The organism is Leifsonia sp. 10N434 (assembly GCF_056394405.1).
Genome location: NZ_JBFTHV010000003.1, coordinates 289,300 through 302,565 on the forward strand (window position 1 = coordinate 289,300; position 13,266 = coordinate 302,565).

Below are 13,266 nucleotides of genomic sequence, written 5' to 3' on the forward strand. Positions count from 1 at the left end.
AGGCGGACCCGAGGCTGATCGTTACTTGAGGGACTTCTGCATCAGCACCGTGCCGAGCCAGCGGTCGAACTTGTAGCCGACCCGGCCCATGCGTCCGATCTCGGTGAATCCGAAATTCTCGTGCATCTTGATCGAGGCCTCTGCGCCCTTGTCGGCGATGACCGCGATCATCTCCTTGAGCCCGGCCTCCTTCGACTTGTCGATCAGCGCCTGCATCAGCACCGGCCCGAGACCCTTGCCGGTCGAAGCGGCGCCGAGGTAGATCGAGTTCTCGACCGTGAAGCGGTACGCGCGCTTCTGCTTCCACGGGGAGACGAGCGCGTAGCCGAGGATCTGCCCGCTCGGCGACACGGCGACGATGAACGGCATCCCCAGCTTCTGCAGGTAGGCGTACTTCGACTTCCACTCGCGCAGCGTCATCTTGTCTTCATCGAACGTGACGGTGCTGTTGGCGACGTAGTGGTTGTAGATCTCGCGCACCCACGGAAGATCGCCGGCCTCGGCATCCCGGATGCTGTACTCGAACGGCGACTCGGCCGGCTCCTTCTTGCGCAGATGGGGCGGCAGCTGCCGGCGCGTCTCGTATTCCTCTTCAAGCACGGCCACAAGCCTACGCTCGCAGCGTTTCGTCCGCGTAAACCCTCAGCGCCTAGGGCTCAGGCCTCGAGCGACCAGTCGACCGGCTTCTCGCCACGCTCGACGAGCAGAGCGTTCGCGCGCGAGAACGGACGGGAGCCGAAGAAGCCGCGCGACGCCGACAACGGGCTCGGATGCGCCGACTCGATCGACGGGTTGCCGTCGAGCAGCGGTTCGAGCGTGGCCGCGTCCCGCCCCCAGAGCACCGAGACGAACGGTCGGTCGCGCGCGACGAGGGTGCGGATGGCGTGCTCGGTCACCGGCTCCCAGCCCTTGCCGCGGTGGGAGGCGGGCTCGCCGGGCCGCACGGTCAGCACCCTGTTGAGCAGCATGACGCCGTTGCGCGACCACGCGCTGAGGTCGCCGTGCTGCGGCGGGGTGAGCTGCAGGTCGTCCCGCAGCTCGCGGTAGACGTTCTGCAGGCTGCGCGGCAGCGGCCGCACGTGACGGTCGACAGCGAACGACAACCCGATCGGATGACCGGGCGTCGGGTACGGATCCTGCCCGACGATCAGCACCCGCACGTCGGCGAGCGGAGCACGGAACGCCCGGAGTACGTTCTCTCCGGCCGGCAGGTAGCCACGTCCGGCCGACACCTCCGCGCGCAGGTAGTCGCCCATGTCGGCGATGCGGTCGGCGACCGGCTCGAGTGCGGCTGCCCAGCCGGCATCCATCGAACCGTCGGCCACCAGCTCGGCGAGGGTCTTCGGCACGGCGCTCAGCTCGATGCCGCTACTCGCCCGCGGTCACCGGCGGCAGCGCCGACCAGGGGAAGGTGATCCAGCGGTCGGTCTTGCGCCAGACGAAGTCGGGCTCCAGCACCGTGCGGGGCTTGCTGTAGAGGCATACCGTACGAACATCCGCGCCGGATGCCGCGATCAGGTCGACCACCATGGCCAGGGTGCGACCCGAGTCCGACACATCGTCGACCAGGAGCACGCGCTTGCTGTTGAGGGCCGCCTCGTCGAGCATCGGGGGCAGCAGCACGGGCTCGGGCAGGCGCTCGTCGACCCCGGTGTAGAACTCGACGTTCAGGGAGCCGCACGACTTGATGCCCAGGGCGTAGGAGATCGCTCCGGCCAGGAGCAGACCGCCGCGGGCGATGGCGACCACGATGTCCGGCTCGAAGCCCGACTCGACGACCTCGCCGGCCAGATGACGGGACGCCTCGCCGAATTCGAGCCAGCCGAGGACCTCTCGCTCCGTCTCGCTGAGAACGGCTGATCCGGAGTCGTCGAGTTCGCTGGCCATCCATCTACCGTACCCGGGCTTCGGCGGTGTTAGCATCCACAAATGACGTCACAGAGGACGGGCGCACCCGACAGCGCCATCCCCACTTCTCGCCGCGGATCCGTGGCTCTCGGAGTCACTGCCGGCCTCATCGGCTGGCTCGCTTTCGTCGAGGTGACCAGCGGCATCCTGCAGGGGTACTACGTCCCCCTCATCTCCGATGTGGTGAAGCATCTCGGCATCCACGACGCCGACTACAACTGGTTCGAGGCTGCGCAGCTGCTGGTCTCCGCTCTGGTCGTCCCCGTGCTCGCGAAGCTCGGCGACATGTTCGGGCACAAGCGCATCCTGCTGATCGCGACCGTGCTCACCGCGCTCTCCACCTGGGCCCTGGCGTTCGCCGGGAACTTCACGACCTTCCTGATCGCGTTCGCGCTGCAGGGCTTCTACGTCGTCTGGCTGCCGCTCGAGGTGGCGCTGATCTTCGACCGCGGGCGTCGCACGGGCACGGCCGCATCGCAGACCCGCAAGGCCGCCGGCCTCCTCGTCGTCGCCCTCGAGGCCGGCGCCATCGTCGGCGCGATCGGGGCAGGCCTGCTGTTCGAGGCGTTCGCACAGAACGTGACCCTCACCCTCATCGTTCCGGCCATCGCGGTCACTCTCGTCTTCTTCGCCATCCTGTTCGGGGTTCCGGAGTCCCAGCCCGCGCCGGGCGTGCGCCGCCTCGACGGCGTCGGCTTCAGCATCCTGACGCTCGGGCTGCTGCTCATCACCTCCGGCCTCACCTTCCTGCGCATCAACGGCGTCGGCACCTGGTGGGTGTGGGTGCTGATCGCTGCCGGCATCCTGACGTTCATCCCGTTCGGCCGGTACGAGCTGAAACAGAAGGACCCGGCGATCGACCTGCGCGTGCTGCGCCGCCCGAACATGTGGCCGGTGCAGCTGACCGCCGGCCTCATCGGCATCAGCCTGCTCGGCGCGCAGGCGCCGCTCAGCACGTTCGCCGGCACCGATCCGGTCAACGGCTACGGTCTCGGTCTCTCGGCCGGTCAGCGCAGCATCCTGATCGGCGCGTATCTGATCTCGATGATCGTCGGCGCCCTGCTCTTTCCACTGCTGTCGCGCCTGGCCAGCCCGCGCGGAGCCCTGATCGTCGCGTCGTTCCTCGTCGCCATCGGCTACCTGCTGTTCCTGCCGTTCCACCTCGAGACGTGGCAGGTCTTCACGAACATGGCCATCGCGGGCCTCGGCTCCGGCGCGCTGGTGGGCGCACTCCCCGCCGCCGCCGCTGCCGCCGCTCCACGGGGACAGACCGGTGTCGCGACCGCCCTCACCAACACGACCAAGACGATCGGCGGATCGTTCGCGTCGGCCGTCTTCGGCGTCGTGCTCCTCGCGGGCGCCGCGACCGTGACGACCACGGCCGCGAGCCTCTTCGGCTACATGCTCGTCTGGACCATCTGCGGTCTCGGCGCGCTCGTCGCCGCCGTGCTGCTCTTCTTCGTACCCAAGCTCGCGTTCGCGGATGCCGACCCTGCGACCGAGGCGCATGACCCGGGTACGACCGATGGCGACGCCGATGCCGGCACCGACGCCGCCGCTGCAGAATCGCAGGTGATCTGATGGACGCCCAACTCCCGCCCGCCGTCTCGGAGGCGCTGACGACATTCCTGCTGGAGCAGAAACGCATCGCGCCAGGGCTCGTCAGCCGCGCCATCGTCACGGGGTCGGCGGCCGCCGGCGACTGGCACGACGGCGCGAGCGACATCGACGTCGTCTTCGTCGTCACGCGCGACCCCGCCGCCGAGCTGGAGCTTCTCGCGGGCCTGCACGCCGCATCCCGACCGCACATCGACGGCGTCTATCTGACCGAGACCGAGATCGCCCGCGGGCCGGATGCCGTGCAGACCGCGCCGCAGGTCATCGACGGCGTGCTGGTCTCCTCCCTCGCCGGCGCTCAACTCAGCTGGGTGACCTGGCGCGAGCTGGAGCAGGGCGTGCAGGGGATCGCCGACGGCGGCGACGTGATCTGGACGCCCGTGGCCGACAAGCATCCGGATGCCGCGCGGGGCGCGGTCTCGTTCTCGCGCGACAACCTCGTCGACTACTGGCAGCCGATCGGCGATCAGGCGGAGGCGGAACTCGCCGATCGCGCTCCTGACGCCCCGGTGCGGTCGGAGACGGTCCGCTGGATCGCGCTCGGGCCGTCCCGCCTGGTGGCGACGATGGAGACCGGCGAGATCCTCTCGAAGACGGAGGCCGCCGCGTTCGCCGCCGAACGCTGGCCCGAGCATGCCGAGCTTCTGCGGCGCGCGGTGCTCGATCGCTCCGGCGAGCGCCAGGAGTTCACCGTCGGCGACGCTCGCCAGGCGATCGAGCTGCTGCGCGCCTGCGTCCGGGTCGCCTCCGGCGCCTAGCCGGTCGCCGCCGATCGTGCGCTTGCGCACGACTCGGCGGGCGTGTGGTGCAGAAACGCACCACCGGCACTCGGGCACTCGGGCACTCGGGCACTCGACGCGAGAAGGGCCCCGCCGGCATCGCCGACGGGGCCCTTCTGCGACGAGCGTCAGACGCGCGCGGCCTCCACGACCGAGCGCGCGGCCGCGAGGCCGGCCTGCAGGTCGGCCTTGAGGTCGTCGATGTTCTCGAGTCCGACCGAGAGACGCACCAGACCCGGCGTGACGCCCGCGGTCAGCTGCTGCTCGGGGGTGAGCTGCGAGTGGGTGGTCGACGCCGGGTGGATCACCAGGCTGCGCACGTCACCGATGTTGGCGAGGTGGCTGAACAGCGCGAGGCTGTCGACGAGCGCGGCGCCGGCGTCGACGCCGCCCTTGAGCTCGAACGAGAGCACGGCGCCGACGCCCTTCGGGGCGTACTTGTTGGCCGCCGCGTACCACGGGCTGGTGGGCAGTCCGGAGTAGTTGACCGACGCGACATCCGGGTGGCTCTCGAGGAACTCCGCGATCTCCTGGGCGTTCTGCACATGACGCTCCACGCGGAGCGACAGCGTCTCGATCCCCTGGATGAGCTGCCAAGCGCTGGCCGGGGCGATCGCCGAGCCGAGGTCGCGCAGCAGCTGCACGCGGGCCTTGATGATGTAGGCGAGTCCGTCGCCGACCGCGGCCGTGTAGCTGGCGCCGTGGTACGACGGGTCGGGCTCGGTGAGGCCGGGGAACTTCTCGACGTTCTTCGACCACTCGAACTTTCCGCCGTCGACGACGACGCCGCCGATGACCGTTCCGTGGCCGCCGAGGAACTTGGTGGCGGAGTGCACGACGATGTCGGCACCGAACTCGAACGGGCGGATGAGGTACGGCGTGGCGATCGTGTTGTCGACGATCAGCGGCACGCCGGCCTCGTGCGCGACCTCGGCGACGAGCTCGATGTCGAGGATGTTGATCTTCGGGTTTCCGATGGTCTCGGCGAAGAACAGCTTGGTGTTCGGGCGCACGGCACGGCGCCACTCGTCGGCGTCGTCCTGGTTCTCGACGAAGGTCGTCTCGATGCCGAGCTTGGCCAGCGTGTACTTGAAGAGGTTGTACGTTCCGCCGTAGATCGAGCTCGACGAGACGATGTGGTCGCCGGCCTGCGCGATGTTGAGCACGGCGAACGTCTCAGCGGCCTGGCCGGAGGCGACGAGGAGGGCGCCGGTGCCCCCTTCGAGCGCGGCGACGCGCTCCTCGACGACCGCCTGGGTCGGGTTCTGGATGCGCGTGTAGATGTTGCCGAACTCGGCGAGCGCGAACAGGTTCTTGGCGTGCTCGGCGTTGTTGAACACGTACGACGTGGTCTGGTAGATCGGCGTCGCCCGGGCGTTGGTCACGGGGTCGGGTGCAGCACCGGTGTGGATCTGCTTGGTCTCGAACTGCCAGTCGGCGGCATCGGTCATGGCGTCACTCCTTCGGGTTGGTTGGGGCGTGCGGCATGCCACCGCCTCACCAGCAGAGTAGGCTCGCGCCTCCGGGCGGGCAACGCGCGCGAAACACGGCGTAACCCCACCGGATGCGCGGTCGGGCCAGAATAGACGCCATGGGTACGAGACGTGTGGTCGTGACGGGTGCGAGTTCGGGGATCGGGGCGGCGGCCGTGCGGCTGTTCCGCACCCGCGGGTGGGACGTCGTCGGCGTCGCGCGCCGCGCCGACCGACTCGACGCACTCGCCGCCGAGACCGGCGCCGAGACCTTCGTCGCCGATCTCACGAAGCAGGACGACGTGGATGCCCTCAGTGCGCACCTCGCGTCCTCCGGCCCCATCCACGCTCTGGTCAACAACGCCGGCGGCGCTCACGGGCTCGACTCGGTCGAGAAGTCCACGATCGACGACTGGGTGTGGATGTACGAGATCAACGTCATCGCCACCAAGCGCGTGATCACCGCACTTCTCCCACTGCTGCGAGCCGGCGCGGCGGAAACCGGCCACGCCGACATCCTGAACGTCACCTCCATCGCGGGGCACACCGCCTACGTCGGGGGCGGCGGGTACAACGCGGCGAAGTTCGCCGAGCACGCCCTCACCGAGGTGCTGCGGCTGGAGCTCAACGGCGAGCCCATCCGCGTCATCGAGGTCGCTCCCGGCATGGTGGCCACCGAGGAGTTCTCGCTGGTGCGGTTCGGCGGCGACCAGGCCAGGCGAGACGCCGTCTACGAGGACGTGCCCGAGCCGCTCACGGCCGACGACGTGGCGGCGACCATCGTCGACGCGCTGGAGAGACCCCGGCACGTCGACCTCGACCTGATCGTCATCAAACCGGTCGCACAGGCCGCACCGTACCGGTTCCACAAGGGCGACCTCCAGGTGCGGACCGACTGACATGGCCGGCCACGGGAATGTGCGGGCGCGCGAGCGCTGGGAAGACGCGACCGCGTGGCCGCTCATCGCCGCGAGCGTGCTCTTCCTGATCGCCTACTCGTGGGGCATCCTCGAGCAGCACAAGCCCCGCTGGCTCACGGTCACGTTCGCGGCCGTGCTCGTGCTCGTCTGGGTGCTCTTCGTCGGGGACTTCGTGGTGCGACTGGTTCTCAGCCCTCGCAAATGGGAGTTCGTGCGGCGTAATCCGATCGATCTCGCCTCGGTGCTGCTCCCGCTCGCGCGGCCGTTCCGGCTTCTGAAGGAGCTCGCCAAGGTGCCGCTGCTGCGCGGCAACACGGGCAAGCACCTGCGGAGACGAGTGGTGATCATCGCGTCGTCCTTCGTGATCATGTTCATCTACGTGATCTCGCTCGCCGTCTACTCAGTCGAACGCGACGCACCCGGTGCGTCGATCACGAGCTTCGGAGACTCCGTCTGGTGGGCGATCGTGACGATGGCGACCGTCGGCTACGGCGACTACGTCCCGGTCACCGTGACCGGGCGCATCCTGGCCGTGCTGCTGATGATCGGCGGTATCGGGATCGTCGGAACCGCGAGCGCGACGATCGTGACCGCGTTGAATGATCGCACCGCCCACCTGCGGCAGAACCACCAGGACGACCAGGCCCACGGGCGGCAGTTCGGACACACCCCGGAACTGCACTTCTCCGACGATTCGGAGACGAGCACGTCCACCCGGACGGCGGGGACCACGAGGGACGACCTCACCGGCGGCCCGCCGCAGCAGCCGACGGCGTAACACAGTCACGCGCACTCCCGTACTCGGACAGAATTGCCCTATGGAGTGGCAGACATCCGCCGATACGGCCCCGTCGAGTTTCATCACGGAGGCGCAAGCACGGTCGCTCCTCGGCAAGCCGCCGGCCAGCGGCGCGTGGAAGGAGAGCGACCCGGTCGGTGCGCGGCAGTTCGCCGGCATCGGCTCGTTCACCTTCGAGAGCGGCGAAGCGCTCCCCTACGTGCGCATCGCCTACGAGACCTGGGGCGAACTCTCCGCCGGGCGCGACAACGCCGTGCTCGTACTCCACGCCCTGACGGGCGACAGCCACGCGGTCGGTACGGCCGGCCCCGGGCATCCAACCCCCGGCTGGTGGCAGGGCGTCATCGGGCCCGGCAAAGCGATCGACACCGAGAAGTACTTCGTGGTCGCCCCGAACATGCTCGGCGCCTGCCAGGGCACGACCGGACCGGCATCGATCGCACCCGACGGCACCGAGTGGGGAGCGCGCTTCCCGTTCACGAGCATCCGGGACCAGGTGAACGCGCAGGCCGCCTTCGCCGACGCCATCGGCATCGAGCGGTGGGCGGGCGTCATCGGCGGCTCGATGGGCGGCATGCAGGCGCTGGAGTGGGCGGTCGAGTATCCGGAGCGGGTCGAGCGCCTCGCCGTCATCGCCGCTCCCCCGTTCTCGACGGCCGACCAGATCGCGCTCAACTCCGTGCAGATCGAGGCGGTTCGCACCGACCCGCTGTTCCGCGGTGGCCTCTACTACGACGCCGCCGACGGCGAGGGCCCGCATCAGGGTCTCGCCCTCGCGCGGCGCATGGCCCTGCTCAACTACCGCAGCCCCTCGGAGCTCAATGAGCGGTTCGAGCGCACCTGGCAGAGCGGGATCAGCCCCCTCGGCGCCGGTGGCCGCTTCGCGGTGGAGTCGTACCTCGACTTCCACGGCAACAAGTTCACCAGGCGCTTCGACGCCAACAGCTACCTCACGCTGGTGCAGGCGATGAACTCGCACGACGTGGGCCGCGGCCGTGGCGGTGTCGCGAAGGCGCTGTCGCGCGTGACGGCACGAACACTGGTGGTCGGCATCGACAGCGACCGCCTCTTCCCCGTCGAAGGTCAGCAAGAGATCGCGCGACACCTGCCCGACACCGTCGACGGTTCGGTTCCCGTCGTAATAGAGTCGGATTTCGGACACGACGGCTTCCTGATCGAAGACGATGCAGTCAGCGAACAGCTCCGCCGTCTGTTCGCAGCCTGAGCAGAACGGAGACGCATGTCACGCATCCAGAAGGAGCGTGATCGCCTTCTCTCCGTCACGGCGCGCAACATCGGTCTCACGGCGTCGGCGACGGCCCTGCTCTGCCTGAGCATCCCCGGCACGCTTCCGCTTCCGCTCTATCTGGCCTCGATCGTGTTGCTCGCGGGGCTCGCCTGGGCCCAGTTCCAGCTCACCTCGCCGAGCCCCATCGTGTGGATCGTGACGATCCTGATCGCCGGCAACGCCCTGATCGCGCTGCACCTCCTGCCGCAGAGCGCCCTCGATCCGGCCGCGCTCAGCGCCGTCGGGATGATCGCGGCCGGCTCCATCGCGACGGTCTCCTTCCTCTGCGTGACCTCCACCAGACGCATCGTGCTTCTCGCCGCCGGCTTCGTGCTCACGCTCGGCACTTTGACCGCCACGCTGCTGCTCACCGGCTCCCGGATCGGCGAGCCCACCGTCTTCGCCGTCGCCTGCTGGGTCGCCATGATCGCCGCCGGCATCTGGCTCGCCCGCACGGTTCCGCGCACGCTCAAGCGCATCTCGACGATGAGCAGGGCGTACCGGGTCGAGCGCCAGGCCAGCGAGACCGAGGCCAGGCGCCGTCAGGGCGCCCGCCTGCTGCACGACACGGTGCTGGCGACGCTCACGCTCCTCGCGCACTCGGGGGTCGGCGTCAGTGTCGGAGCCCTCCGCGAGCAGGCGGCGGAGGACGCAGCGCTCCTCCGTCAGCTGCGACTCGGATTCACGCCCGACCCGACATCGTCGGGAGACTACAAGCTCAAGCCCGTCGAGGAGTCGACGCTCGGGAACACCCTCGAGTCGGTCAAGCAGCGCTTCCGCCGCATGGGCCTGGAGGTCAACTGGCACGGGACCGGCCAGGTGCTGCTGCCGAGCGACATCCTCGACTCGTTCCTCCTCGCCCTCGCGGAGTGCCTGGAGAACGTGCGCCGGCACTCCGGAGTCGCTGAGGCGCACGTCACGATCACCGACGACGAGACCACTGTTCGCGCGATGGTGACCGACGCGGGCAAGGGATTCGACGTCTCGACGATCGAAGAGGGCAGGCTCGGCTTCACCGAGTCGATCGTCGCGCGGCTGCGCGATGTCGGCGGCAACGCCCGGCTGTTCTCGTCGCCCGGGTCCGGCACCACCGTCGTGCTGGAGGTGCCGAAGTGACGCGCACCGCCGAGCCGACCGTGCCCCGTTCGACGGGATCGAGCGAGCGGGATGCGCTCGGTCGCGCCCGCCTCGACCTCGGCTTCAACGTCGCCTCCATCGCGCTCATCGCGTACCAGCTGGTGGTGATGGTGCTGAACCTCACCACGTACACGTCGCTGCCGTTGAGCTGCGCCGCGTGGGTCATCCTGATCCTGAGCCTCGTCGTGACGTTGATCGTGCATCCGCGGCTGCCGGGCGACCTGCCCGACTGGATGTTCTTCACCGGTCTCGGCCTCTGGGCGGTCGTCGCCGCGCTCGACATCGCCGGCACCTGGGGTCCCGGCGACAACGGCGCTCCCCCGACGGCCGCCGTGGCGGTGGGATCGATGCTGCTGCTCTGCGCCACCGTTCGGCCGGCGCGCGACATCGTCATCCCGTCGATCGCGCTCGGAGTCGCACTGGCCACCGCCTTCGCGCTGCGCGGGCAGCACGACGTCACCGCGCTCGGACCGGCGTTCGTGACCATCGCGCTGGCCGTCGCGCCTCCCCTGCTCGGCGTGCAGATCGTCCGTTCGCTGCGCACGCTGGTGCAGCTCGAACTCGACCTGGTGCAGGTGCAGAGCACGGTCAGCTCGCCGCGCTTCGCCGTCGGAATGATGGCGTCGGAAGAGCTGGCACGCCTCGACCTCGCGGCCGAGCGCCTTCTTGACGGCGTCGCGAGCGGACGCACCGCCCTCCCCCTCGACGAGGAGACGGCCTCCCACGCGGCCTCGATCGCCACCGAGCTGCGCCTGCACCTCATCCAGGGCCGCCGGGAGACCTGGCTCTATCACGCGATCACCGAGTCGGCTCTGCTCGGCCCGTCGGTCACGCTGAGCGATCCGGATGGCCTGGCCGGAGTGCTCACCCGCGATCAGCGCGATGGACTGCTCACCGCGGTCTGGCTGCTGATCAGCGATCCGGTGCGCCAGGGGGCCGTGCAGACCCGCAGTCTGCAGCTCTCTGTCGAACGCCCCCGCGCGGCGGAGACGGGAGACCCCAATGCGGGTGTCAGAATTCCAATCGTGATCTCCGCCACCGGTGTGCCGCGAAACAGAGTGGACCCTGCGGCGTGGCAAGCTATCCGTAAGGTGGGCCGCTACGTCGAGACCTTCTCAGGTTCGACCCTGCGGATCGAGATCGAGAGCGTCACAGACAACCCGGCCGACCTCTAACTGCCGAGCGGTCGGCTCCCTGATACCGCGAGAAAGGCCATTCGTGAGCGAGGCACCTCCCATCAGAATCGCGATCGTCGACGATCACAAGATGCTGCTCGGCGCACTGACCGAATGGATCCGCAATGCTGCGGACGACATCCGGATGGTCGCAGCCGTCGCCAGCTGGCCCGAGCTGCTGACGCACCCGGAGTTCCCGGTCGACGTCGTGCTGCTCGACCTCGACCTGAAAGACAACATCCCGGTCTCCCTCAAGCTCTCCACGCTCAAGACCACCGGCGTTCGCACGGTGCTGATGAGCACGTACTCGGAGCCGGCGGTCGTGCGCGAGGCTCTGGCAGCCGGTGCCCTCGGATATCTCGTGAAGAGCGAGGACGCCGAGATGATCGTCGAGGCGATCCGCGCGGCGAGCAAGGGCGAGTCGTTCATCTCGGCCGAGCTCGACCTGGCGCTCAACGCCGGCGAGGTCGGAGGAGCCCCGAAGCTCAGCGCGCAGGAGCGCCGGGTGATGGCGCTGTACGGCGCGGGCGAGCCGGTGAAGGCGGTCGCCTTCCAGCTCGGGATCTCCGACGAGACGGCGAAGAGCTACCTCAAGCGCATCCGTGAGAAGTACCGCGTGGCCGGATACGACGTCGGCACGAAGGTCGCGCTGCGCAAGCGGGCGATCCAGGACGGCATCCTGCTGCAGGGCGACTGACCGCCGTCTCGCGGTTCGCCGCGTGTTTCGTTGAGGGGCGGCTAACGCAGCTTCCGGATGCCCGGACGATGCGTTAGCCGCCCCTCAACGGTTCGCGGCGCGGGCGGCGCGGCGGGGGCGGCGCGGAGCGGGCGGCGCGGCGCGGCGCGGGCGGCGCAGAGCTCAGTCGATGGGCAGCGGGGCGGGACGCTGGGCGTGCACGACGCCGGTGTCGACGCCGCGGCGTTCGCGGGAACGGTCGATCGAGAACGAGATCAGCGCGATCGCGATGCCGGCGAGGGCGAGCACGGCTCCGACCACGACCGGCGACAGGTAGCCGAAACCGGCGGCGATCGTCAGCCCGCCGAGGAAGGCTCCCATCGCATTGGCGATGTTGAGCGCCGAGTGGTTGAGCGCCGCCGCGATCGACTGGCTGTCGTGCGCGACATCCATCAGCCGGGTCTGGATGGCGGGCGACAGTGCCGCGCAGGCAGCCGCGATCACGAACAGGGAGATCAGCAGCCCCGCCACCGTCGAGGCGGTGAGGAAGAGCACCGCGAGGCCGACCAGCAGCAGGCCGAAGAAGCCGAGCATCCCGCGCTTGAGATCGCGGTCGGCCATCCAGCCCCCGAAGAGGTTGCCGACGGTCATCCCGAGACCGATCAGCACGAGCACGAGGGGCACAGCCGACGGGCTCAGCCCCGTGACGGTCGTGGCGAGCGGAGCGACGTAGGTGTAGACGGCGAAGAAGCCGCCGAACCCGATCGCGCCGATGAGGAGTGCGAGCCACACCTGGAGCCGGCTGAACGCCTTGAGCTCGTTGGCCATCGTGGCCTTGGGGTCGCCCGCCTGCCACGGCACGAGGAAGGCGACTGCGACGAAGGTCAAGGCGAAGATCCCCGCGACCACGAGGTAGGCCGCCCGCCAGCCGTGCTCCTGCCCGAGCCAGGTGATCAGCGGCACGCCGATGACATTCGCGATGGTGAGGCCGGAGAGCACGAAGGCGACGCCCTGCCCGCGTTTGCCCGGCCCCATCAGCGTGGCGGCGACGAGCGAGGCGATGCCGAAGTAGGCGCCGTGCGGCAGCGCGCTGATGAAGCGGGCCAGCAGCACGAGCTGGAACGTCGGCGCCAGAGCCGACGCGACGGTGCCGACGGTGAAGGCGACGAGGAGCCAGAGCAGCAGCTTCTTGCGCGGCCAGCGGGCGGCGACGGCTGCGATCGTCGGAGCACCGACGACGACGCCGAGCGCGTAGGCCGAGATGATCCAGCCCGCCTGCGCATTCGCGGCGTCGGGCGACGTGGCGTACACCGACGGCAGGAGGTCGTGCGCGATGTTGGGCAGCAGGCCCATGGCGACGAACTCGGTCGAGCCGATGCCGAAGCCGCCGAGGGCGAGGGCCAGGAGCGCAAGACGAATACGGGCCGACGACAACTGCGTCGGCCCGTCGATAACGGGATTCACTCGCCTAGCCTATATCGAACCGAGTCGAATC

13 protein-coding genes are annotated in these 13,266 nt (G+C 69.2%); 8 read left to right on the forward strand and 5 right to left on the reverse strand.

Annotated features, from left to right (window positions below):
• Positions 1 to 21: 21 nt before the first annotated feature.
• The 3 genes from AC1DB1_RS10665 to AC1DB1_RS10675 are packed head-to-tail and all read right to left on the reverse strand — an operon-like array spanning position 22 to position 1,887.
• Positions 22 to 600 carry a GNAT family N-acetyltransferase gene (locus AC1DB1_RS10665; RefSeq protein ID WP_271177156.1) on the reverse strand — a complete coding sequence of 193 codons (579 nt, stop codon included), beginning with the start codon at positions 598 to 600 and terminating at the stop codon, positions 22 to 24.
• A 56-nt stretch (positions 601 to 656) separates the two neighbouring features.
• Positions 657 to 1,349 carry a uracil-DNA glycosylase gene (locus AC1DB1_RS10670; RefSeq protein WP_477200751.1) on the reverse strand — a complete coding sequence of 231 codons (693 nt, stop codon included), beginning with the start codon at positions 1,347 to 1,349 and terminating at the stop codon, positions 657 to 659.
• A 19-nt stretch (positions 1,350 to 1,368) separates the two neighbouring features.
• Positions 1,369 to 1,887 carry a phosphoribosyltransferase gene (locus tag AC1DB1_RS10675; RefSeq protein ID WP_271177158.1) on the reverse strand — a complete coding sequence of 173 codons (519 nt, stop codon included), beginning with the start codon at positions 1,885 to 1,887 and terminating at the stop codon, positions 1,369 to 1,371.
• Between the two features lie 42 nt (positions 1,888 to 1,929).
• Between AC1DB1_RS10675 and AC1DB1_RS10680 the strand changes: the two genes are divergently transcribed.
• Together AC1DB1_RS10680 and AC1DB1_RS10685 are read left to right on the forward strand one after the other, a co-directional pair.
• Positions 1,930 to 3,489: an MFS transporter gene (locus AC1DB1_RS10680; RefSeq protein WP_271177159.1), complete on the forward strand. Its 1,560-nt coding sequence runs from the start codon at positions 1,930 to 1,932 to the stop codon at positions 3,487 to 3,489.
• Positions 3,489 to 4,283 carry an aminoglycoside adenylyltransferase domain-containing protein gene (locus AC1DB1_RS10685; RefSeq protein WP_271177160.1) on the forward strand — a complete coding sequence of 265 codons (795 nt, stop codon included), beginning with the start codon at positions 3,489 to 3,491 and terminating at the stop codon, positions 4,281 to 4,283. Before AC1DB1_RS10680 ends, AC1DB1_RS10685 begins: the two co-directional genes overlap by 1 nt.
• Before the next feature lie 149 nt (positions 4,284 to 4,432).
• On the opposite strand, the gene AC1DB1_RS10690 is transcribed toward AC1DB1_RS10685, so the two are convergent.
• Entirely contained in the window at positions 4,433 to 5,755 is a 1,323-nt protein-coding gene (locus tag AC1DB1_RS10690) for a bifunctional o-acetylhomoserine/o-acetylserine sulfhydrylase (protein WP_271177161.1), read from the reverse strand.
• A 140-nt stretch (positions 5,756 to 5,895) separates the two neighbouring features.
• Between AC1DB1_RS10690 and AC1DB1_RS10695 the strand changes: the two genes are divergently transcribed.
• The 6 genes from AC1DB1_RS10695 to AC1DB1_RS10720 are packed head-to-tail and all read left to right on the forward strand — an operon-like array spanning position 5,896 to position 11,792.
• Positions 5,896 to 6,675 (forward strand): SDR family oxidoreductase, encoded by a 780-nt coding sequence (locus AC1DB1_RS10695; RefSeq protein WP_477200752.1) that lies wholly within the window; start codon positions 5,896 to 5,898, stop codon positions 6,673 to 6,675.
• Position 6,676: 1 nt separating this feature from the next.
• Complete coding sequence (locus tag AC1DB1_RS10700) at positions 6,677 to 7,474, forward strand: potassium channel family protein (RefSeq protein ID WP_477200753.1); 798 nt, start codon at positions 6,677 to 6,679, stop codon at positions 7,472 to 7,474.
• A gap of 40 nt (positions 7,475 to 7,514) precedes the next feature.
• A complete protein-coding gene (gene metX, locus AC1DB1_RS10705; RefSeq protein ID WP_477200754.1) occupies positions 7,515 to 8,720 on the forward strand; it encodes a homoserine O-acetyltransferase MetX in 1,206 nt (401 codons plus the stop codon).
• A gap of 15 nt (positions 8,721 to 8,735) precedes the next feature.
• Complete coding sequence (locus AC1DB1_RS10710) at positions 8,736 to 9,899, forward strand: sensor histidine kinase (RefSeq protein ID WP_271177165.1); 1,164 nt, start codon at positions 8,736 to 8,738, stop codon at positions 9,897 to 9,899.
• Positions 9,896 to 11,095: a hypothetical protein gene (locus AC1DB1_RS10715; RefSeq protein WP_477200755.1), complete on the forward strand. Its 1,200-nt coding sequence runs from the start codon at positions 9,896 to 9,898 to the stop codon at positions 11,093 to 11,095. The genes AC1DB1_RS10710 and AC1DB1_RS10715 overlap by 4 nt, the downstream gene beginning before the upstream one ends.
• A 43-nt stretch (positions 11,096 to 11,138) precedes the next feature.
• Positions 11,139 to 11,792, forward strand: coding sequence for a response regulator (locus AC1DB1_RS10720; RefSeq protein WP_271177167.1), 654 nt, complete (start codon positions 11,139 to 11,141; stop codon positions 11,790 to 11,792).
• A gap of 162 nt (positions 11,793 to 11,954) precedes the next feature.
• Here AC1DB1_RS10720 and AC1DB1_RS10725 read toward each other — a convergent pair whose 3' ends face one another.
• Positions 11,955 to 13,235 (reverse strand): MFS transporter, encoded by a 1,281-nt coding sequence (locus AC1DB1_RS10725; RefSeq protein WP_477200756.1) that lies wholly within the window; start codon positions 13,233 to 13,235, stop codon positions 11,955 to 11,957.
• Between the last annotated feature and the right edge of the window lie 31 nt (positions 13,236 to 13,266).